Genomic DNA, 21,733 nt, shown 5'->3' with positions numbered 1-21,733 from the left:
TTTCGCTTTGAACGCCGCTGAGTGCGTCCGTCGGGTTCTCTTCGTCATCTTCCGGGTTCCTTTGCCGGCATTATCGCCGGCTCAGGCCCCGAGCGTTCCACTTATCCGGCTGTCCGAATTTGCGCAGCCACCTCTTGTAAGGCGATTCGCGAGGTCACCGTTGCGTTGACCCCATGAATAACAGCATAAAAAAATATCCCACGTGCCGTCAAGCAGGTGGGACATTCTTGGGACAACCAGAAGGGAGATTTACTCTAACTCGACATGAACAGTGAGTTAGTAAAGGACGATAACTCCTTGATCCTTTTGAAGAATTCTGGTCGGGGTGAGAGGATTCGAACCTCCGGCCTCTACGTCCCGAACGTAGCGCTCTACCAGGCTAAGCTACACCCCGATTTGACTCGATTCGTACTGCGCTGTCACTTTAGTCCAAATCAAGACTGGCGTGACGTCGAGTAAGAACATAATTCTAGCAGGCTCTCTTTAAAAATGGAAGAGGGGAACGACGAAATTGCAGCGGCGGCGGCCTGAGCTTCTTGGCGTGCGCATTCCAATGTGTGATCGAGCGCGCCCGAGCGAGTGATCGCGTCGAAGATCGTTTCGAACCGATCGGTGCCGCCCTGTTCGATTGCTTCGCGCGCGAGTGCTGCCTGCTCCTGCGTGCCGCGCTCGATCAAATAGATGAGAGGCAGCGTCGGCTTGCCTTCGCGCAAATCATCGCCGGCGTTCTTGCCCATCGATTCCGCGGTGCCGGCGTAGTCGAGCCAATCGTCCATAATCTGGAACGCGGTGCCGATCCGGCGGCCGTATTCGGCCGCGGCGGCTTCCGTGCGCGCGTCGGTGCCCGCGAGCACGGCGCCGAGCCGCGCGGACGCTTCGAACAACTTCGCGGTTTTATAGCGAATCACCTGCATGTAGCGGGTTTCGTCGACGTCGGCATCGTGCATGTTCAGCAACTGCAACACCTCGCCTTCGGAGATGATCGTCGTTGCTTCCGACAGAATCTCCATCACGCGCATTTTTCCGACACCCACCATCATCTCGAACGAACGCGAGTAGAGGTAATCCCCGACGAGAACGCTCGCCGCATTGCCGAACAGCGCATTCGCGGTCTTACGGCCGCGCCGCAATTCCGATTCGTCGACGACATCGTCGTGCAGCAGCGTCGCCGTATGAATGAACTCGACGACGGCCGCGAGCACGTGCCGATGGCTCGTGTTTTCGCCGAGCGCGCCCGCGACGAGCAACAGAAGCGCTGGCCGCAACCGTTTGCCGCCCGCGCCGATGATGTATTCGGCGATCTGATTGATCAGCAGCACGTCTGACGCGAGGCTTTGCCGGATGACGCGATTTACCTGCTCCATATCGTTGACGATCGGAGCGAGCAGGTGGGCGGCGCTGAGGGTGGGGGTGGCAGTCGACGACATGATGATGGAAATGGGTAGTGCCGCGGATTATAAGGCGAATCGTCGTCGAGCCGGGTCGTTGTGCAGCGCTTTTGCTGGTATTTTGGCCGTTTGGCCGATGCGCGTCATGCATGCGCACACGGGATTCGGCGGTTTGCTTTGACTGAAGCGCTAACCCTATGTATAATCACGCGTTTTCCGTGCACGGTGTGCGGAAAAATGGATCCAGAGTGAGGTTTTCAATGTACGCGGTCATAAAAACCGGCGGCAAGCAGTACAAGGTTGCCGTTGGCGAAAAACTGAAAGTAGAACAGATACCGGCTGACATTGACGCAGAAATCACGCTCGACCAGGTTCTCGCAGTGGGCGAAGGTGAATCGATCAAGTTCGGTACACCGCTGGTCAGTGGGGCTTCCGTCAAGGCCACCGTCGTGTCGCACGGTCGTCACGCCAAGGTCACCATCTTCAAGATGCGTCGCCGGAAGCACTACCAAAAGCACGGCGGCCACCGCCAGAACTACACTGAGCTGCGTATCGACGCGATCAACGCGTAAGCGCCTCGGTAAAGGAGCAATCAGATGGCACACAAAAAGGCAGGCGGCTCGTCCCGGAACGGCCGCGACTCCGAGTCGAAACGTCTCGGCGTGAAAGTGTACGGCGGCCAGGCGATCAACGCCGGCGGCATCATCGTGCGTCAGCGCGGCACGCGCATGCACGCAGGCGAGAACGTCGGCATGGGCAAGGATCACACCCTGTTCGCGCTGGTCGACGGCCACGTGAAGTTCGCGACGAAGGGCGCGGACAAGAAGCATACGGTCATCGTCGTTCCGGCTGCTGCCTGAATTCAGGCGCGACGGGCTTCGTAGCCACAAAGGCCCCGCGGTTTCAGCGGGGCCTTTTTTATTTTGCGCGCGGCGCTTCGCGGGCGTGACATTGGCCGTTCGGCCGATTGGTCAAGCGTAACGGCACGCGGCACAATAGCGAAAACGTGCAGCTATTATTGGATACCGGACGGAGTGACGGATGAAGTTCATTGACGAAGCGCGAATCGAGGTTATCGCCGGAGATGGAGGCGATGGCAGCGCGTCGATGCGGCGCGAGAAGTTCGTCCCGTTCGGCGGGCCGGATGGCGGCGACGGTGGTCGCGGCGGCAGCGTCTACGTAATTGCGGATCGCAATATCAATACACTGATCGATTACCGGTACGCGAAGAAGCATATGGCGCGCAACGGTGAGAACGGTCGCGGGTCCGATTGCTATGGCAAGGGCGGCGACGATATCACGCTGCGTATGCCGGTCGGCACCATGATCACCGATATGGACACCGGCGAGCTGATCGCCGATCTGACCGAGCACGACCAGAAGGTGCTCGTCGCGAAGGGCGGCGCAGGCGGCCTCGGCAATTTGCACTTCAAGTCCAGCACGAATCGCGCGCCGCGGCAGAAGACCGACGGCAAGCCCGGCGAGCGCCGGATGTTGAAGCTCGAACTGAAGGTGCTTGCTGATGTGGGTCTTCTGGGCATGCCGAATGCGGGAAAGTCGACATTCATCGCGTCGGTATCGAATGCGAAGCCTAAGATCGCCGACTATCCGTTCACGACGCTTGCGCCGAATCTGGGTGTCGTGCGCGTCGGGCCCGGCAAGAGCTTCGTGATCGCGGACATTCCGGGGCTGATTGAAGGCGCGGCGGAAGGCGCGGGCCTTGGCCATCAGTTCCTGCGTCATTTGCAGCGCACGGGATTGCTTCTGCATCTCGTCGATCTCGCGCCGTTCGACGAAAACGTCGACCCCGTCGCCGAAGCGAAAGCGATCGTCGGCGAACTGCGGAAATATGACGAATCGCTGTATGAGAAACCGCGCTGGCTCGTGCTGAACAAGCTCGACATGGTGCAGGAAGACGCCCGCCGGGCGCGCGTCGCCGATTTTGTCGAGCGTTTCGGTTGGACGGGCCCGGTTTTCGAAATCTCTGCGTTGACGGGCCAAGGTTGCGAGAATCTCGTCTACGCAGTCCATGACTACTTGGCCAAGCATTCGGACGCGCATCGTGCCGAAGTGGCCGAGAATCTGGCTGCGGACGTGCGGTTTCGCGAGGTGGGCCCAGCGGACGATCGTGTAGGCGAAACGCTGCCGCCGGTTGCCGGTGAGCCGCCGCGTGAGCACGGCTCGGACGCGTCTTGAATCTGCCGTTCGGCGGTAGGCGGAGCGCGCTGTCCGGCGGATTTTCGGGGCGCGCGCAATTCCATTCGCGACGATTCGCGAACCATTTATTCGGATTTGCCGCATTCCACAGGAGATAGCGCACGATGCGTTCGATCATCGCCGACTCGAAGCGCCTGGTAGTCAAGGTTGGTTCGAGCCTCGTCACCAACGACGGCCGCGGACTCGACCATGCGGCGATTGGCCGCTGGGCCGGGCAGATTGCCGCGCTGCGCAACGCGGGCAAAGAGGTGGTGCTCGTCAGTTCGGGGGCGATCGCGGAAGGGATGCAGCGTCTTGGCTGGACCAAGCGGCCGCGCGAAATTGACGAGTTGCAGGCGGCGGCGGCTGTCGGGCAGATGGGGCTCGCGCAAGTCTACGAGAGCCGCTTTGCCGAACATGGCATTCGCACCGCGCAGATTCTGCTGACGCATGCCGATCTTGCAGATCGCGAGCGTTATCTGAATGCACGTTCCACGCTGCTCACGCTGCTTAGGCTCGGCGTCGTGCCGATCATCAATGAAAACGACACCGTCGTTACCGATGAGATCAAGTTCGGCGACAACGATACGCTGGGCGCGCTCGTGGCGAATCTGATCGAAGGTGACGCGCTGATCATTCTCACCGACCAATCCGGGCTATATACCGCCGATCCGCGCAAGGACTCCGGTGCGACGCTCGTTGCGGAGGCGAACGCTGGTGCGCCCGAATTGGAGGCAATGGCGGGCGGAGCGGGCTCGAGCATCGGCCGCGGCGGCATGCTGACCAAGATCCTCGCGGCGAAGCGCGCTGCCCACAGTGGGGCGAACACGGTGATTGCGAGCGGCCGCGAATCCGATGTGCTCGTGCGCCTTGCTACTGGCGAGGCTATCGGCACCCAATTGATCGCCCGTACCGCGCGGATGGCCGCGCGCAAGCAGTGGATGGCCGATCACTTGCAGGTGCGAGGGCACGTGGTGATCGATTCGGGCGCGGTCGATAAACTGACGGTGGGCGGCAAGAGCCTGCTGCCGATCGGCGTGATCGACGTGCAGGGCGTGTTCGCGCGCGGCGAAGTGATTGCGTGCGTCGACGGTGCGGGGCGCGAGGTCGCACGCGGAATCACCAATTACAGCAGCGCGGAAACGAAGCTGATCCAACGCAAGCCGAGCGGCGAGATTGAGACGGTGCTCGGCTACATGCTCGAGCCGGAGCTGATTCACCGCGACAATCTCGTGCTCGCCTGATTCCGGAGCAGGCGGCACGAGAGGCGCGCGGCGGGATTCAGCGGATTTGGCTGAGCCGCGTGCGGTGATGGCGGATATTGTCGAGGATCGTCGAAGTCTGGCCCGCCGGCATCTTGTTGTCGCAGAAATAATCCTGATAGAGCGCCGAGCGATAGGCGTTCAATTCGCCGTTCTCGATTCTTCGCCAATCTGTTTCGACCGTGCGGTCCCAGTCGTCGTGATCGGCATTCAAACCTGCGTACTGACGCCATTCGTAAGTGTCGCAACGAATGCCTTCGTAATTGACGTTGCGCGCGCCGCTCGGACTCGTGACGACGATGGTGTAGCGCACAATGCCGTCGGTGCCCACGTCGAGTGATTTCGAGTCGACGAAGAACTGCAGCGGTGTGTTTTGCGATACGTTGAATGGCAGAAGGTTGCCCGTTTGCGGCAGCGGCGGCAGCGTCTCGACCTTGTTTTCAGTCCAATTCGGCTGGCGGTCGAGCAGGTAGGTGAACACGCCATCGTCCTTGTTGGACGGGGTGTTGGAATTGGCGCAGCCCGCCAGCACGGCGGCCACGGCCATCGACGCCACGGCAACAGCAATCGCTTTCAATATGCGGTCCTCGTAAAAAAGCGCGGCATCCTTGAATGCCGCGCCCGGTCAACGTTTGTCATTTCCGGCAGACGAGTGCGCGTCAGTCGCGCAGGATCAGGCGCGGAGGGGGATCGTCGAGCACGTTCGCGCCCGGCTCGATTTCCGAGCAGACGGCGGACGGGTCAACCGCCGCTGGCGCGCTCGCAGCCGGATAGCCGTTTACGGCGCGCGGATAGCGCACCGTGCGCGGGTTACGCGGTTTGTCCACGCGCTGCGCCGGGCGGCGCAGAAAGCGCGACAACTCGGTCAACGCCAACTGATACACATCCCGCTTGAACTCGATCACAGCCTCGAGCGGCACCCAGTACTCGTTCCAGCGCCACGCGTCGAATTCCGGATGATCCGTCGCACGCAGGCAGATATCGCAATCGCGTCCGACCATTCGCAGCAGGAACCAGATCTGCTTCTGGCCGCGATAGTGCCCACGTACTTCGCGTTTGATGAACTTGTCTGGCACCTCATAACGCAACCAGTCGCGAGTGCGGCCGATGACTTTGACGTGTTCCGGACGCAACCCGGTTTCCTCGTGCAGTTCTCGGTACATTGCCTGCATCGGGGTTTCACCATACTTGATGCCCCCTTGCGGGAATTGCCAGGAATGCTCGCGAAGCCGTTTGCCCCAAAACACCTCGTTGTGCGCGTTCAAGAGGATGATGCCGACGTTCGGGCGAAAGCCTTCACGATCCAGCATACAACCACCTTCGAATCCTTTAAAATTGCTTTGATTATAAACAGATAACGGGCGCCGCGCACCGGAACGGAGCGAATCCGGGCGAGGTGCGTCATCTATACTGTCCCCGATTTGTCTGCTATGTCATCTGCGCCGCTTAATGCCGTGCGCAGTCGTTCATCCACTTTTAGACTTTTTCCGGCGGCCCGCGTTGGCCGCCGCCATCGGAACCGTTCGCATGAAAGCCTCTCGTTTCTTTATCGGCACCCTGAAGGAAGCGCCTGCCGACGCCGAAATCGTCAGCCACAAGTTGATGGTGCGCGCCGGCATGATCCGTCGCGTGGCTGGCGGCATCTACAACTATCTGCCGATTGGCCTGCGCTCGATCCGCAAGGTCGAGGCGATCGTGCGCGAGGAAATGAACCGGGCGGGCGCGATCGAATTGCTGATGCCCGCCGTGCAGCCGGCCGAGCTGTGGCAGGAGTCCGGGCGCTGGGAGCAATATGGTCCGGAGCTGCTGCGTATCAAGGATCGTAAGCAGAACGATTTCGTGATCGGACCGACGCACGAGGAAGTCGTCACCGATATCGCGCGCAACCAGATCAAGAGCTATCGGCAGATGCCGGTGAATTTCTACCAGATCCAGACGAAATTCCGCGACGAGATTCGTCCGCGCTTCGGCGTGATGCGCGGGCGCGAATTCATCATGAAGGATGCGTATTCGTTCGATAAGGACGCGGACAGCCTGAAAGCGTCGTACAAGAAGATGTATGACGCCTACGTGCGGATCTTCACGCGCATCGGCCTCGAGTTTCGCGCGGTCGCGGCCGACAACGGTTCGATCGGCGGCAGCGGCTCGCATGAATTCCACGTGATCGCCGATACCGGCGAGGACGCGCTCGCCTATTGCGCGACGTCGGATTTCGCGGCGAACGTCGAGGCGGCCGAGGCGCTGCCGCTCATCACGAGCCGCGCGGCGCCCGTTGAGGCGATGACGAAGGTGGCGACGCCGGGCAAGGCGAAGTGCGAGGCGGTCGCCGCGTTGCTGAACATCCCGCTCGAACGCACGATCAAGTCGATCGTGCTTGCGACCGACAGCGAAGGCGCCGAGCCGACTATTTGGCTGCTGATGCTGCGCGGCGATCACGATTTGAACGAGATCAAGGCGTCGAAGTTGCCGGGGCTCGCGGGGCACCGCTTCGCGACCGAGGCGGAAATCGTCGAGTGGTTCGGCACGCCGCCCGGCTATCTTGGCCCGATCGGCACGAAGAAGCCGGTGCGCGTCGTCGCCGATCGCACGGTGGCGAACATGAGCGATTTTGTCGTCGGCGCGAACGAGGTCGACTATCACATTGCTGGCGTGAATTGGGGCCGCGATCTGCCGGAGCCGGTCATCGCCGATATCCGCAACGCAAAGGCGGGCGATCCGTCGCCGGACGGCAAGGGCGTGCTCGACATCTGTCGCGGGATCGAGGTCGGACACGTGTTTCAGCTCGGCACGAAGTATTCCGAGGCGATGGGCGCGACGTTCATCGATGAGGCTGGCAAGACGCAGCCGATGATGATGGGTTGCTACGGGATCGGCATTACGCGGATTCTCGGCGCGGCGATCGAGCAGAATTTCGACGACAAGGGCATCATCTGGCCCGAGGCGATTGCGCCGTTCGAGGTTGTGCTGTGCCCGATGGGCTATGACCGTAGCGATGCCGTGCGCGAAGCGGCCGATAAGCTGTATGCGGAACTGACGGCAGCGGGCATCGACGTGATCCTCGACGATCGCGGCGAGCGTCCGGGCGTGATGTTCGCGGACTGGGAACTGATCGGCGTGCCGCATCGTCTCGTGATCGGCGAGCGCGGGTTGAAGGAAGGCAAGCTCGAGTATCAGGGCCGGCGCGACACCGAAGCGACGCTGTTGCCGGCCGACACGGCCGCATCGGCGGTCGCGGATAAGGTGCGCGCGGCGCTCGCTCGCTGACGGCCAAGGGGGCGCGCGTTGGAGTCGAATTTTCTGTCGGCAACGGTGCTCCTCATCCTGATCACCGATCCGCTCGGCAACATCCCGCTTTTCATTGCCGCGCTCAAGGACGTGCCGGGCGAGCGGCGCGTGAAGGTGATCCTGCGAGAAGTGGCGATCGCGTTCGTGATCCTGCTGTTTTTCATGATCGTGGGCGATCGCTTTTTGCGGATGATGAGCCTGACGGACTTGTCGCTGCGGATCGGCGGCGGGATCGTGCTGTTTCTGATCGCACTGCGGATGATTTTCCCGCATCCGGACGGCGCGCTCGGCAATGATCCGCGTGCGGGCGGCGAGCCGTTCATCGTGCCGCTCGCGATTCCTGCGTTGGCGGGGCCGTCGGCGCTTGCGACGGTGATGCTGCTGACTTCGCAGGCTCCCGGCAAGACGCTCGAATGGGCGGGCGCGCTGACGGTGACGATGCTCGTCTGCGCGGTCACGCTCGTGATGGCCGAACGAATTCAGCAGTGGCTGGGCGAGCGGACGGTGATGGCGTTCGAGCGGTTGATGGGGCTTGTGCTCGTGGCGATTTCGGTCGAGATGATGATGGCGGGCGTCCGGGTGTTCGTGCACCAGTTGTAGCGGCCAATGGCCGGATGAGCGGCGGCCAGTCTGATCGTCCGGAACGACGCGGGCGATGGGCGAAAAAAAACGGCTTCGCGAGAAATGCGAAGCCGCTTTTTGGGGAAGCGTTCGGCGCCGTTTCGAGGGAGCGGCGGTTCAATGGCGTTTGCGCCGATTGCGGCCCGTTTGAGGCGGCCCGCTTAAGCCGCGCTTAAACCGCTTATCGGGCCGGCGCCTTTCGAGCACGCGGCAACGTCGCTCACGCGCCGGCAGTGAGCGCGCGGATCGCCGGCAGGTTGCGCCAGTAGCCTTTCGCGTCCATCCCGCAGCCGAATACATAGCGATCCGGCACCGTAAAGCCGCAGAAGTCCGGATGCAGCGGCTTCGATTTCGTCAGAATCTTCTCGCACAGCACGGCGGACAGGAATTGCTGCGCACCCATCTCGAGCAGGCGGTCGCGGATCGCGGCCATCGTTTCGCCTTCGTCGAGGATGTCGTCGAGCACGAGCACGATCCGGTCCTTCACCGATTCGCGCGGCGCAACCCGCCAATGCATTTCCGGGCTGCCTTGCGTCGTGTTGCGGTAGCGAGTCAGGTGGATGTAATCGAACTCGAGCGGAAAATCGAGGTGCGGCAACAGCATCCCCGTGAACACCGCCGCGCCGCCCATTACCGACAGCACGAGCGGAAACGCGTCGCCGATCTGCGCACGGATGTCGTCGGCCATCTTGCCGATCGACGCTCTGACCGCGTCGGCCGAGACGATCTCTTCGGAGTGTTTGAAAATATGGAGGGCTTCTTCGCGATTCATGGGTTCGGACGAGCGGTCGGGGACGGACTAGGGTAAAACGGACGCGGGCGACACGCGCCCGCACATGGCAAATAGCATAAACCCGTGCGCCGGGCAGCGCGCATCAGCGCAGGCCCGGTATCATGCCTTTCATGCCGCGCATCATTTTCTGCAGGTTTCCGCCTTTGAGTTTTTTCATCATCGTGCGCATCTGGTCGTACTGATTCAGCATCCGGTTGACTTCCTGCACCGGCACGCCCGCGCCTGCCGCGATCCGGCGCTTGCGGGTCGCCTTGATGATCTCGGGCTTCGCGCGCTCGGCGGGCGTCATCGAATTGATGATGCCCTCCATCCGGCGGATCTGCTTTTCGGCCTGGCCCATGTTGGCGCCCGCCGCGGCTTGCTGGAACTGCGCGGGCAGCTTGTCCATCAGCGTCGACAGCCCGCCCATCTTCTTCATCTGCGAGATTTGCGCGCGGAAGTCGTTCAGATCGAAATCGCCGCCTTTTTTGACCTTGTCGGCAAGTTTCTGCGCTTCCTTGACATCCACGCCGCGCTGCGCCTCCTCGACGAGCGCGAGGATGTCGCCCATGCCGAGAATACGGTTCGCCATCCGGTCCGGGTGGAAAATTTCCAGGCCGTCGAGTTTCTCTGCGACACCGACGAACTTGATCGGCTTGCCCGTCACGTGACGCACCGACAGCGCCGCGCCGCCTCGCGAGTCGCCGTCGAGCTTCGTCAGCACGACGCCGGTGAGCGGCAGCGCGTCGTTGAATGCCTTCGCGGTGTTCACCGCGTCCTGGCCGAGCATCGCGTCGACGACGAAGAGCGTTTCCACCGGCTTGAGCGCCGCATGCAGCGCGGTGATTTCCTGCATCATCGCCTCGTCGATGCCCAGACGCCCGGCGGTATCGACGATCAGCACGTCGTGGTAGTGGCGCTTGGCCCAATCGACGGCGGCAAGGCCGATATCGACGGGTTTCTGCTCCGGTGTCGACGGGAAGAAATCGGCGCCGACCTGCTCGCTCACCGTCTTGAGCTGCGCGATCGCGGCCGGACGGTAGACGTCGCACGACACCGTGAGCACCTTCTTTTTGTATTTCTCGCGCAGCAGCTTCGCGAGCTTGCCGGCGGTCGTCGTCTTGCCGGCGCCTTGCAGGCCGGCCATCAGGATGATCGCGGGCGGCGTGACGGCGAGATCGAGTTCGGCTGCCTTGCCTTCGTAGTCGCCGCCGATCACGGCAATCAGTTCCTTCTGGACCACGCCGACGAGCGCCTGGCCGGGCGACAGACTGCCGATCACGTCCTCGCCGAGCGCTTTTTCCTTGACCTTCGCGATGAACTCGCGCACGACGGGCAGCGCGACGTCGGCTTCGAGCAGCGCGAGCCGCACTTCGCGGAGCATCTCCTGGGTATTCGCCTCGGTGAGCCGGGCTTCGCCGCGCAGCGTCTTGACGACGCGCGCCATCCGTTGGGTGAGATTGTCGAGCATGGGGAGCGATGGACAGTGAAGCCACCGGCGCGGATCGGGCGAAAAGCCGGCCGTCGCGGGCAGGGGGCCTAGTGTAAACTTCGAACATGGATATTGTACTGTATGCCCTTACCGCGCTTTTATACGCCGGTCTCGCCGTGGCCGGCGGGCGGGCGCGCCATGCCGGCGCGCAGCCGCTCGTCGTGAGCGGACCTGCCGTCGGCGCGCAGGCTCGCGAGCCTGCCGCCGCCGGGATCGGCGGATTCGGACGCGTGCTGCTGGGCGCCGCGTTGCTCGCGCATGGGGTGCTGCTGCACATGACGATCTTCCCGCGCGATGCGATGTTGTTCGGCTTCGCGTTCGCGTTGTCGGCCATGTTTTGGCTGGGCGCGGGTATCTACTGGATCGAGAGCTTCTTTTTTCCGCTCGACGGGATGCGGCTGCTGGTGCTGCCGCTTGCATGCGTCGCGTCGCTGTTGCCGCTGGTGTTCGGCGGCGTGCGCGTGCTGCCGTATGCTGCGTCGCCGCTTTTCAAGGCGCACTTCCTGATTGCGAATGTCGCGTATGGTCTTTTTGCGATCGCCGCGCTGCATGCCGTGCTGATGCTGATGGTCGAACGGCGCTTGCACACGTTGCAGCGCGACTCGGCCGGCTGGATTGCAGGCTGGCTCGATACCCTGCCTCCGCTGCTCACGCTCGAGAAGCTGCTGTTCAGGCTGATCGGCGCGGGTTTCGTGCTGCTCACGCTCACGCTGGTGTCCGGCATCCTGTTCAGTGAGCAGATCGGCGCGCCGGCGCTCAAGCTCGATCACAAGACCGTGTTCGCGGTGCTGTCCTGGCTGATGTTCGGCGGGCTCATCGTGGCGCACCAGACATCCGGCTGGCGCGGCCGCGGTGCCGCGCGCTGGGTGCTGGCGTCGTTCGTCGCGCTGTTGCTTGCGTATGTCGGCAGCCGTTTCGTTCTCGAGGTGCTGCTGCACCGTTCCGTGGTTTGATGGCCTGATTTTCGATGCGACAAATCCTTCTCCTGATTCTGTTGTTTTTCGCGAGTTCGTGGCTCGCGAGAAAGATTCGCCAAGTGCAGACGCGCGGCGGCTCGTTCCCCGGAAACGCGCGCGCGCCGTTCCCGGGCGGTTTCGACGGCCCCGGCACGGCATCCGGCGGCGCGGCGGGCGGCGACTATTTCTGCAGCCCGGAGCACGCGGCGCGTCACGCCGCGCACGCAAACCGCCGCGGCCGGTCATGAGCGACGCGTCGCGCTGGGTGGTCGATGCCGGCGGCTGGGTGGCCGGCGCGCGGCGCGAACCATCGCCGAACGTCGACGAGCGGCCCGCGGGCGTCATGCCGACGCTCGTCGTGATCCACAACATCAGCCTGCCGCCCGGCGAGTTCGGCGGCGACGCGATCGTCGAACTGTTCCAGAATCGTCTCGATTGCGACGCGCATCCTTTTTATGACGCGCATCTGCGCGGCGTGCGGGTATCCGCGCACTTTCTGATCCGGCGCGACGGCGTGCTGATCCAGTTCGCGTCGTGTGACGCGCGTGCGTGGCACGCGGGCGCATCGAGCTTCCTCGGCCGGGAGCGTTGCAACGATTTTTCGATCGGCATCGAACTCGAGGGTACGGACGACGTTGCATTCGACGAGCGGCAATACGCGACGCTCGCTGCACTGTCGCTCGCGCTCGTCGCCCGGTATCCAATCGACGCGTTCGCCGGGCATGCGGACATCGCGCCCACGCGCAAGACCGATCCAGGGCCGCACTTCGACTGGCGGCGTTTTGCCGCCGCCGCCGGCTTTGCGGCGCAGCGTTTTCCCTATCAGCCGCGCTGAGCCCACGCGTCGAAATTTTTCGCGCGCGCCGGCTTGCCTCTTTCCTTGCCCTGTCTGCGATAACGCGCTTGTCAATACGTCCCGCGCAAATTTTTTCGTTTGCGCTACCGCATGCCTCCACTATACTTGGTGCCAATCAAGCAGCACTGCACTAGATATAGTGTGTCGATCGGGGGCATTTTGACCCCCGGCGGCGTCCGGCGGCCATGCCGAACGCGACATTCTTCGTGCAGCGCATCCGGCGATCGATCCGGCGCGCTGCGTCCACACCTCCTTTCGCACCACCCAACACCAGGAGCTTTGCCCATGCAAACCACCGACAACGCGACGCCCCAATTCGAGGGCGCGGCGAGCCGTTCTTTTGCCGGGAGCGCACAAGGCGCGCCGGCGCTCGCGCCGCAGACGACGTATGCCGATTACAAGGTGATCCGCCGCAATGGCAGCGTGGTGGCGTTCGAGCCGACGAAGATCGCGATCGCGGTAACGAAGGCGTTTCTTGCCGTCAACGGCGGGCAAGGTGCCGCGTCGGCTCGCGTGCGCGAACTCGTCGAGCAATTGACGCAATCCGTCGTGCGCGCGCTCGTGCGCAGCCGCCCGAACGGCGGCACGTTCCATATCGAGGATATCCAGGATCAGGTCGAGCTTGCGCTGATGCGCGGCGGCGAGCACAACGTCGCGCGCGCTTACGTGCTGTACCGCGAGAAGCGCCACCTCGAGCGCGCCCACGAGAGCGAAGCGGCGGCCGACGCGCACGAAGGGGGCAGCGGCATCAACGTGACGGACAACGGCGTCACCCGGCCGCTCGACCTGAACGCGCTGCGCGCGCTCGTCGTATCTGCGTGCGCAGGGCTTGGCGATGCGGTGAGCGCCGAGCCGATCGTCGCGGAGACGGTGAAGAACCTGTACGACGGCGTGCCGATGACCCAGGTCTACGATTCGGCGATCCTGGCGGCGCGGACGATGATCGAGAAGGACCCGGCGTACAGTCAGGTCACGGCGCGCATCCTGCTGCACACGATTCGACGCGAAATTCTCGGCGAGGAAGTGACGCAGGCGGAAATGGAAACGCGCTACGTCGAATATTTCCCGCAGTTCATCAAGCGCGGCGTCCAAGCCGAGCTGCTCGACGACAAGCTGTTGCAGTTCGACCTGAAGCGCCTGGGCGAGGCGCTCGACGCGAACCGCGACCTGCAATTCGGCTACCTCGGCCTGCAAACGTTGTACGACCGCTACTTCCTGCATGTCGACGGCACGCGCATCGAAATGCCGCAGGCGTTCTTCATGCGCGTCGCGATGGGCCTTGCGCTCAACGAGATCGACCGCGAGGCGCGCGCGATCGAGTTTTACAACGTGCTGTCGAGCTTCGATTTCATGAGTTCGACGCCGACGCTGTTCAACTCGGGCACCCGCCGCTCGCAATTGTCGTCGTGCTATCTGACGACGGTTGCCGACGATCTCGACGGTATTTATGAAGCGCTGAAGGAAAACGCGCTGCTGTCGAAGTTCGCGGGCGGCCTCGGCAACGACTGGACCCGCGTGCGCGCGCTCGGTTCGCATATCAAGGGCACGAACGGCAAGTCGCAGGGCGTCGTGCCGTTCCTGAAGGTCGTCAACGATACGGCCGTCGCAGTGAACCAAGGCGGCAAGCGCAAGGGCGCGGTCTGCGCGTACCTGGAATCGTGGCACCTCGACATCGAGGAATTCCTCGAACTGCGCAAGAACACCGGCGACGATCGCCGCCGCACGCACGACATGAACACGGCGAACTGGATTCCCGACCTGTTCATGAAGCGCGTGATGGAAGGCGCGGACTGGACGCTGTTCTCGCCGTCGACCTGCCCGGATCTGCACGACAAGTTCGGCGCCGAGTTCGAGGCGGCCTATCTGGCCTACGAGGACAAGGTCGCGCGCGGCGAGATCAAGCTGTTTAAAAGGATTCCGGCGCAGCAGCTCTGGCGCAAGATGCTCGGGATGCTTTTCGAGACCGGCCACCCGTGGATCACGTTCAAGGACCCGTGCAATGTGCGTTCGCCGCAACAGCACGTCGGCGTCGTCCACTCGTCGAACCTGTGCACCGAAATCACGCTGAACACGAGCGACAGCGAGATCGCCGTCTGCAACCTGGGCTCGGTGAACCTGGTCGCGCACCTCGCGAAGCAGGCCGACGGCAGCTACGCGCTCGACCACGACAAGCTCAAGCGCACGATCGGCGTCGCGATGCGCATGCTCGACAACGTGATCGACATCAATTACTACGCGGTGCCGAAGGCGCGCAACTCGAACCTGAAGCACCGGCCGGTCGGCCTGGGCATCATGGGCTTCCAGGACTGCCTGCACCTGCTGCGCACGCCGTATGCGTCGGAAGGCGCGGTCGAGTTCGCCGACCGCTCGATGGAGGCGGTCTGCTACTACGCGTACTACGCGTCGACCGAGCTGGCCGAGGAGCGCGGCCGCTACTCGAGCTACCGCGGCTCGCTGTGGGACCGGGGCATCCTTCCGCAGGACACGCTGAAGCTCTTGACCGAAGCCCGCGGCGGCTACGTCGAGGTCGACACGAGCGCGACGCTCGACTGGCCGGCGCTGCGCGCGCGGATCGACTCGTTCGGGATGCGCAACTCGAACTGCGTCGCGATCGCGCCGACGGCGACGATCTCGAACATCATCGGCGTGTCGGCGTGCATCGAGCCGACCTTCCAGAACCTGTACGTGAAGTCGAACCTGTCGGGCGAGTTCACGGTCGTCAACGAATACCTGGTGCGCGACCTGAAGGCGCGCGGCCTGTGGGACGAGGTGATGGTCGCCGATCTCAAATACTTCGACGGGATGCTGTCGCGGATCGATCGGATTCCGTCCGACCTGCGCGCGATCTACGCGACCGCGTTCGAAGTCGATCCGAAGTGGCTGGTCGAGGCGGCGTCGCGCCGTCAGAAGTGGATCGATCAGGCGCAGTCGCTGAATATTTATATGGCGGGCGCGTCGGGCAAGAAGCTCGACGAGGTCTACAAGCTCGCATGGCTGCGCGGCCTGAAGACGACCTACTATCTGCGCACGATGGCGGCGACGCACGTCGAGAAATCGACCGTCGCGCACGGCGCGCTGAACGCGGTGCCGACTTCCGGCGGCGTGAGCGGCGGCGGCGCGGCGGGCGGTGCGCAAGGCGCGGGCGGCTTTGGCGCGGCGGGCGGCGATGCGCAGTCGGGCGCGTTGAATGCGGCGCCGATCGAAGCGGACGGTCCGGTGTGCACGATGCGCCCGGGCGACCCCGGTTTCGACGAATGCGAAGCGTGCCAGTGATGCGGCGCGCGTAGCAGCGACGACGCGGCGCGCAGCAAGACCGATATAGGTTGAAGTGCGCGCCGCTCTCTACTAAAAAAATGATAAGGATTCTGTAACGCAGCGCACACGTTGCAGACCACGCGAAACACGATCAACGCATCACCGAAGGCGTCACATTTCGAGTTGCGCTCGACGCGACGAACGAGCTTCGATGGATGTCGCGAATCACGTGCTGCACACATCACACACGCGATGAATGACGATGCGTTGCTCAAAGTGTTGTATCGAGGTCGCAACGCGAATCGAAAACAGGAATTTTCCTGAGCGAACTCTTTTAACGCTCAGGAAAAGATGGTACAAACCGATCTAAATTGATGGTGAGAATTTATGCTCAACTGGGATGACGAGATGACCGCCGTAACTCCCGCGAGCGGAGCGCAGCAAAACGCGATGCGCGACCCCGCAGGAATGGTTGTCGGATTGCAGGCCGCGGCGCCTGCCGCTCATCAAACTTCGTCGGCGCGCGACATCTTCGCAGGCGATTTCGCTGTCGCACCTCGCGCTGCCGATGGGCAAGCAGCGTCTGTCGATTCGCAAGCGCGGGTCAATGTTGCCGACAAGCGCATCATCAACGGCCAGACCGACGTCAACCAGCTCGTGCCATTCAAGTACAAATGGGCGTGGGAGAAGTATCTGGCCGGCTGTGCGAATCACTGGATGCCGCAGGAAATCAACATGTCCCGCGACATCGCGCTGTGGAAAGACCCGAACGGCCTGACCGAGGACGAGCGCCGCATCGTCAAGCGCAACCTCGGGTTCTTCGTGACGGCCGATTCGCTCGCGGCGAACAACATCGTGCTCGGCACCTACCGCCACATCACGGCGCCCGAATGCCGGCAATTCCTGCTGCGGCAGGCGTTCGAAGAGGCGATCCACACGCACGCTTACCAATATATTGTCGAATCGCTCGGCCTTGACGAGGGCGAGATCTTCAATGCGTACCATGAAGTCACGTCGATCCGCGCGAAAGACGAATTTCTGATTCCGTTCATTCACACGCTGACCGATCCGGCGTTCAAGACCGGCACGCTGGAGGCCGATCAAAAGCTGCTCAAGTCGCTGATCGTGTTCGCGTGCATCATGGAAGGGCTCTTTTTCTACGTCGGTTTTACGCAGATCTTGGCACTCGGCCGGCAGAACAAGATGACCGGCGCGGCGGAGCAATACCAATACATCCTCCGCGACGAGTCGATGCACTGCAATTTCGGGATCGACCTGATCAACCAGATCAAGCTCGAGAACCCGCACTTGTGGACAGCCGAGTTCCGCGCCGAGATCCGCGAGCTGTTCAAGCATGCGGTCGATCTCGAGTACCGCTACGCGGAGGACACGATGCCGCGTGGCGTGCTGGGCCTGAACGCGTCGATGTTCAAGAGTTACCTGCGCTTCATCTGCAACCGCCGTTGCCAGCAGATCGGCCTCGATCCGCTATTCCCGAACGAGGAGAATCCGTTCCCGTGGATGAGCGAGATGATCGATCTGAAGAAGGAACGCAACTTCTTCGAGACGCGGGTAATCGAGTATCAGACGGGCGGCGCGCTGTCGTGGGAATGACCCGACGCGCCGGCGAATGACGATATTTAGAGCCGGGCGTTGCGCCCGGCACAAGGTTTAGGAGCAAGAACGCCTGATGCAAAGCATGTCCGGTGCCCCAAGGGCCCACGTATACGACAGGCACTTTGCGAACCCTTCAGTGGGATGGGCAAACTTCCCTCCGCGAAAAGCCGGCGGCTGCACCGCCGCCGGCTCGATCAAGCGATTAGGGGTGGCGGCGAAGGGTGCGCCTGCCACCGACTTGATTTGGCGTGCGATGCCGGTGGGCACCGCACGCCATACCGTATTCATTAGCGTAAGCATGCGTCGACCGCGTACGCCGATGAATAGCCCGCTTCGTAGCGCACGTCCTAATAAACGTCCGCGGGAAGCGGGTTTTGACGAAGGGTGTAGTTTGAACTGACTCTCATCTGAACCTGAAGGAGAACATGATGGCACTTGCCAAGAAGAAACCGGCCGCCAAGAAGGCCGCCGCTAAGAAGCCCGCAGCGAAGAAAGCCGCCGCGCCGGTGAAGAAAGCCGCTGTGAAGAAGGTCGCGGTGAAGAAGGTAGCAGCTAAGAAGGTCGCGGCTAAGAAGGCGCCGGCGAAGAAAGTCGCGGCAAAGAAGGTCGCTGCGAAGAAGGTTGCGGTAAAGAAGGTTGCGGCTAAGAAAGTCGCAGCGAAGAAGGTCGCGGTGAAGAAGGTGGCGGCTAAGAAGGCGCCGGCAAAGAAGGTTGCGGCGAAGAAAGTCGCGGTGAAGAAGGTGGCGGCTAAGAAAGTCGCAGCGAAGAAGGTCGCGGTAAAGAAGGTTGCGGCGAAGAAGGCTGCACCGGCGAAGAAGGCCGCTCCCGCTGCGAAGAAGGCTGCGCCTGCTGCGAAGAAAGCCGCGCCGGCGAAGAAAGCTGCGAAAAAGGCGGTCGTGAAGAAGGCTGCGCCGGCCACCACTGCGTCGACGGCATCGGTTGCTCCGGCATCGGGCGTGAAGACGGCGCTCAACCCGGCAGCGGCGTGGCCGTTCCCGACCGGCAGCCGTCCGTAACACCTGCTGCACTAAAATCGGACACACTCGTTGTGTCTTGCTGGATCGAGTAAGGCTACTCGATCAAATCCCGCCACCGGCTTTGTCGGTGGCGGGATTTTTATTGGCCGGTTGCCCAGCGGCGAAGACGAGCATGCGCAAAAAAAACGCATGCGCGTTAAGCGCATGCGTTCTTAGCCCGGATTGCCGCCGCTGCCGCTTGCCGCGGCAGGGCGCGACGCAGGCCCGTCAGTGCGTGACGCGGGTGACGCCGCTGCTCGACAGCAGACGCACGCGGTCGCCCGCGCGGAACACCTCGGCTGTCGCAGCCTGCGTGATCGAGCGCAGATCGCCGTTATCGAGGCGCACCGTGATTTCGACACCGTTCGCATTGCTCATGCCCTGGCCGATTGCGTTGCCCGCGACGGCACCCGCGAGGCCGCCCGCGATGGCGGTAAGGATGGAGCCCTTGCCGCCGCCGATCGCGCTGCCGGCCACGGCGCCGAGCGCGCCGCCGCCAACCGTGCCGAGCGCCGAGCCGCCGCCGTCGCCCTGGATCCGAACCGCGCGCACGCTCTCGACCGTACCCATCCGGACGGTTTGTTCCCGTTGCGCCTGGCCGGCGCTATACACGTCGGCCGAGCCCGGCGTGTAGCAGCCCGCGAGCGTTACCGCAGCAGTCAGCATCGCGGCGAGCGTGAGGTTTTTCCTGGTCAACATGTTTCATCTTCTCCAAACGAATTTCACTTCAGGCTATAGCCGAACGCTGCCGCGAAGCGTGCATCGATTTCGTCGCGGGTCGGCGTATAAGTCTGCGGGCCCTGATGGGCGATTTTCAGCGAGCCCATCAAGCTGGCGAGGCGCCCCGTCGTCGCCCAATCGAAGCCTTGCTCGATGCCGTACAGCAAGCCGCCGCGGAATGCGTCGCCGCAGCCCGTCGGATCGACGATGCGCTCGGCAGGAACGGAGGGAATCTGCTCTTCGCCATCGCGATGGCGGATCGTCGAGCCATGCTCGCCGCGCGTGATGATGAGCGCCTGGACCCGGCTGGCGATTTCGTCTTCGGACCAGCCTGTTTTGTCGGACACCAGCTTGGCTTCGTAATCGTTGACAGCGACATACGTCGCAAGTTCAATGCTGCGACGCAGCGTCGCACCGTCAAAAAGGGGCAAACCCTGGCCCGGATCGAAGATGAACGGCACGCCGGCCTTCGCGAGTTCCTCCGTATGCTGGATCATCCCTTCGAAGCCGTCCGGCGCGACGATCGCGAGTTTGATGTCGCGGGCTTCGCCGGCGTGATTCACGTGCGATTGCATCATCGCGCCGGGGTGGAATGCGGCGATCTGATTGTTGTCGAGATCGGCCGTGATCATCGCCTGCGCGGTATACGTATCCGGCAGTACCCGGACGTATTCGCGCGACAGACCGAGTGCGTCGAGGCGCTCGAGGTACGGCTGAGCGTCGATCGCGCCGAGCGTGCCCATCATCCGCGCATCGCCGCCCAGCAGATGCAGTGCATATGCGATGTTGCTCGCGCAGCCGCCGAATTCGCGGCGCATCGTCGGCACGAGAAAGCTCAGGTTGATGAGATGCAGCTGGTCGGGCAGGAGGTGCTCGCGAAAGCGCCCCTGGAAGGTCATGATGTTGTCGTAGGCAATCGAGCCGCAGATCAGCGTAGCCAAGTTGGGCGTTCCTGTGAGAGAGGTGGACGGGCGTGCTCACGCGCCGGCGCACGCAGTGCGCGTGCGGGCGGCGCGTGGCCGTTCGGCGACGCTTATTTCAGTACGGCGAGCGCCGCGTCGTAGTTCGGCTCGTTCTTGATCTCACCGACGAGTTCGGCATGCGTGACTTTGTCCTGCTCGTCGAGCACGACGACGGCGCGTGCGGTCAGGCCGTTCAGCGGGCCGCTCGTCACGTCCACGCCGTATGCGTTGGCGAACGCACGGCCGCCGCGGAACGTCGACGCGGTGACGACGTTCGCGAGGCCCTCGGTCGTGCAGAAGCGGGACGCCGCGAACGGCAGGTCCGCCGAGACGACGATGACGACCGTGTTGTCGAGCTTGCTTGCCGCTTCGTTGAATTTGCGGGTCGACGTCGCGCAAGTCGGCGTGTCGAGGCTCGGGACGATGTTCAGCACCTTGCGCTTGCCGGCGAAGCTCGCCAGCGTCAGATCGGCGAGATCCTTGCCGACCAGCTTGAAGTCGGGCGATTGCGAGCCGACGGACGGGAACGTGCCGGCGATGTCGATCGGATTGCCACCCAGCGTCACTTTGCTCATGTTCGTACTCCAAATATGTGCGCCGTAGCGGCGCACGGGTTGACGGGTGTCGCGCCGCGGGCGGCGCGCCGTGTTGCGTTACGGATAAAAAATCTGCACGCGAAAATTCGATGCGGCCACACCGGCGGTCTCGATCTTGACGACCATCGTCTGCGTTGTGCCGGCGGGCAGACCCGCTTCGATGGGCGTGCCGGGGCGTGCATAGTCGAGCGGGGCGAGCACGCGGCGCGCGGTGATGTTGTTCGCCTCATCGAGCAGCGTCAGTTCGATCGACGGATACGCGAGCGCAACCCGGTAACGGTTCGTGAGCGGCATTTTCAGCTCGAGCGTCTGGGGGCCGTCGAGCTGGCGCAAGTCCGACGCATCGAGCCGCAAGCCGTCGATTGCGCGCGGCGGCGTGACGGCGCAACCCAACTGCGCGCAGGCCGCGCTGAAGAGCGGTTGCGTCGAGGGCCAGTAGATCATCAGCGTTTCGCGTTGCCACCAGGCGATCTGCGCGACGAGCAGCGCGGCGAGCGCGATGGCGGCGGCGACGCCGAATGCATGCGCGAAGTTGCCGCGCATCGCGCCGGTGCGAGTCTCGCGGGTGAGCGCGAAGTGTTCGCGATTGTCGGGCTCGGGCGATGCCGCGAACGGTTCGGCCGTTGCGGCGGCGGGCGCGCTGAAATGCGGCTCGCGGCCGGGATGTGCGCCGGCCGGTGCGGACGGCGCCGATGCCGCAGCGGACGATACGGGCACGGGCTCGATCGGGTGCGGGGGC

Annotated in this window: 22 protein-coding genes and 1 tRNA gene; 13 read left to right on the top strand and 10 right to left on the bottom strand. The window is 63.1% G+C overall.

All coding sequences use genetic code 11. From position 1 onward, the window contains the following. Positions 1–317: 317 nt before the first annotated feature. Positions 318–394 (bottom strand) — tRNA-Pro (locus tag BSIN_RS20880). 40 nt (positions 395–434) lie between these two features. Next, positions 435–1,427 carry a polyprenyl synthetase family protein gene (locus BSIN_RS20875; protein WP_089341843.1) on the bottom strand — a complete coding sequence of 331 codons (993 nt, stop codon included), beginning with the start codon at positions 1,425–1,427 and terminating at the stop codon, positions 435–437. 221 nt (positions 1,428–1,648) lie between these two features. Between BSIN_RS20875 and rplU the strand changes: the two genes are divergently transcribed. From rplU to proB, 4 genes are all read left to right on the top strand, one after another. Next, positions 1,649–1,960: a 50S ribosomal protein L21 gene (gene rplU / locus BSIN_RS20870; protein ID WP_006025184.1), complete on the top strand. Its 312-nt coding sequence runs from the start codon at positions 1,649–1,651 to the stop codon at positions 1,958–1,960. 24 nt (positions 1,961–1,984) lie between these two features. Then, positions 1,985–2,248: a 50S ribosomal protein L27 gene (gene rpmA, locus BSIN_RS20865; RefSeq protein ID WP_006400419.1), complete on the top strand. Its 264-nt coding sequence runs from the start codon at positions 1,985–1,987 to the stop codon at positions 2,246–2,248. Between the two features lie 181 nt (positions 2,249–2,429). After that, positions 2,430–3,584: an Obg family GTPase CgtA gene (cgtA, locus tag BSIN_RS20860; RefSeq protein ID WP_059515805.1), complete on the top strand. Its 1,155-nt coding sequence runs from the start codon at positions 2,430–2,432 to the stop codon at positions 3,582–3,584. 125 nt (positions 3,585–3,709) lie between these two features. Further along, entirely contained in the window at positions 3,710–4,828 is a 1,119-nt protein-coding gene (gene proB, locus BSIN_RS20855; RefSeq protein ID WP_089341842.1) for a glutamate 5-kinase, read from the top strand. Positions 4,829–4,865: 37 nt separating this feature from the next. Here proB and BSIN_RS20850 read toward each other — a convergent pair whose 3' ends face one another. Both BSIN_RS20850 and BSIN_RS20845 read right to left on the bottom strand, forming a co-directional pair. After that, positions 4,866–5,423, bottom strand: coding sequence for a CNP1-like family protein (locus BSIN_RS20850; RefSeq protein ID WP_069233757.1), 558 nt, complete (start codon positions 5,421–5,423; stop codon positions 4,866–4,868). Positions 5,424–5,505: 82 nt separating this feature from the next. Beyond that, positions 5,506–6,156 (bottom strand): RNA pyrophosphohydrolase, encoded by a 651-nt coding sequence (locus BSIN_RS20845; protein WP_059515811.1) that lies wholly within the window; start codon positions 6,154–6,156, stop codon positions 5,506–5,508. Between the two features lie 217 nt (positions 6,157–6,373). Here BSIN_RS20845 and BSIN_RS20835 point away from each other — a divergent pair, with 217 nt between their 5' ends. Then, on the top strand, positions 6,374–8,110 hold the full coding sequence (locus BSIN_RS20835) for a proline--tRNA ligase (protein ID WP_089341841.1): 1,737 nt from the start codon (positions 6,374–6,376) through the stop codon (positions 8,108–8,110). Positions 8,111–8,128: 18 nt separating this feature from the next. Then, complete coding sequence (locus BSIN_RS20830; protein WP_059515815.1) at positions 8,129–8,731, top strand: MarC family protein; 603 nt, start codon at positions 8,129–8,131, stop codon at positions 8,729–8,731. Between the two features lie 241 nt (positions 8,732–8,972). Here BSIN_RS20830 and BSIN_RS20825 read toward each other — a convergent pair whose 3' ends face one another. After that, positions 8,973–9,524: a hypoxanthine-guanine phosphoribosyltransferase gene (locus BSIN_RS20825; RefSeq protein ID WP_059515816.1), complete on the bottom strand. Its 552-nt coding sequence runs from the start codon at positions 9,522–9,524 to the stop codon at positions 8,973–8,975. 103 nt (positions 9,525–9,627) lie between these two features. Continuing rightward, positions 9,628–10,995 carry a signal recognition particle protein gene (gene ffh / locus BSIN_RS20820; protein WP_089341840.1) on the bottom strand — a complete coding sequence of 456 codons (1,368 nt, stop codon included), beginning with the start codon at positions 10,993–10,995 and terminating at the stop codon, positions 9,628–9,630. A gap of 86 nt (positions 10,996–11,081) precedes the next feature. Here ffh and BSIN_RS20815 point away from each other — a divergent pair, with 86 nt between their 5' ends. The 7 genes from BSIN_RS20815 (at position 11,082) to BSIN_RS20780 (ending at position 18,716) form a co-directional block, all read left to right on the top strand. Further along, the gene (locus tag BSIN_RS20815) at positions 11,082–11,969 is read left to right on the top strand and encodes a cytochrome C assembly family protein (RefSeq protein ID WP_059515820.1); all 888 of its coding nucleotides are present in this window, start codon (positions 11,082–11,084) and stop codon (positions 11,967–11,969) included. A gap of 14 nt (positions 11,970–11,983) precedes the next feature. Continuing rightward, on the top strand, positions 11,984–12,220 hold the full coding sequence (locus tag BSIN_RS20810; protein ID WP_089341839.1) for a hypothetical protein: 237 nt from the start codon (positions 11,984–11,986) through the stop codon (positions 12,218–12,220). Next, positions 12,217–12,807 (top strand): 1,6-anhydro-N-acetylmuramyl-L-alanine amidase AmpD, encoded by a 591-nt coding sequence (ampD, locus tag BSIN_RS20805; RefSeq protein WP_089341838.1) that lies wholly within the window; start codon positions 12,217–12,219, stop codon positions 12,805–12,807. Before BSIN_RS20810 ends, ampD begins: the two co-directional genes overlap by 4 nt. A gap of 306 nt (positions 12,808–13,113) precedes the next feature. Next, a complete protein-coding gene (locus BSIN_RS20800; protein WP_089341837.1) occupies positions 13,114–16,101 on the top strand; it encodes a ribonucleoside-diphosphate reductase subunit alpha in 2,988 nt (995 codons plus the stop codon). Positions 16,102–16,470: 369 nt separating this feature from the next. Then, positions 16,471–17,697 carry a ribonucleotide-diphosphate reductase subunit beta gene (locus BSIN_RS20790; RefSeq protein ID WP_059515828.1) on the top strand — a complete coding sequence of 409 codons (1,227 nt, stop codon included), beginning with the start codon at positions 16,471–16,473 and terminating at the stop codon, positions 17,695–17,697. A gap of 76 nt (positions 17,698–17,773) precedes the next feature. Continuing rightward, the gene (locus BSIN_RS20785; RefSeq protein ID WP_089341836.1) at positions 17,774–18,100 is read left to right on the top strand and encodes a hypothetical protein; all 327 of its coding nucleotides are present in this window, start codon (positions 17,774–17,776) and stop codon (positions 18,098–18,100) included. A gap of 28 nt (positions 18,101–18,128) precedes the next feature. Next, positions 18,129–18,716 carry a histone H1-like DNA-binding protein gene (locus BSIN_RS20780; RefSeq protein WP_059516098.1) on the top strand — a complete coding sequence of 196 codons (588 nt, stop codon included), beginning with the start codon at positions 18,129–18,131 and terminating at the stop codon, positions 18,714–18,716. Between the two features lie 228 nt (positions 18,717–18,944). On the opposite strand, the gene BSIN_RS20775 is transcribed toward BSIN_RS20780, so the two are convergent. From BSIN_RS20775 to BSIN_RS20760, 4 genes are all read right to left on the bottom strand, one after another. After that, a complete protein-coding gene (locus BSIN_RS20775; protein ID WP_069233762.1) occupies positions 18,945–19,415 on the bottom strand; it encodes an outer membrane lipoprotein in 471 nt (156 codons plus the stop codon). Between the two features lie 23 nt (positions 19,416–19,438). Beyond that, the gene (locus BSIN_RS20770) at positions 19,439–20,377 is read right to left on the bottom strand and encodes a carbohydrate kinase family protein (protein ID WP_059515833.1); all 939 of its coding nucleotides are present in this window, start codon (positions 20,375–20,377) and stop codon (positions 19,439–19,441) included. 92 nt (positions 20,378–20,469) lie between these two features. Further along, the gene (gene tpx, locus BSIN_RS20765; RefSeq protein WP_089341835.1) at positions 20,470–20,973 is read right to left on the bottom strand and encodes a thiol peroxidase; all 504 of its coding nucleotides are present in this window, start codon (positions 20,971–20,973) and stop codon (positions 20,470–20,472) included. A gap of 78 nt (positions 20,974–21,051) precedes the next feature. Beyond that, positions 21,052–21,733: DUF3426 domain-containing protein (locus tag BSIN_RS20760; protein ID WP_143757506.1), on the bottom strand; the 682-nt coding region annotated here is incomplete at its 5' end.

It is taken from the genome of Burkholderia singularis (assembly GCF_900176645.1).
Lineage (GTDB): Bacteria > Pseudomonadota > Gammaproteobacteria > Burkholderiales > Burkholderiaceae > Burkholderia > Burkholderia singularis.
The sequence above is the reverse complement of the archived record's forward strand: the minus strand, read 5'-3'. Positions and strand labels throughout refer to the sequence as shown.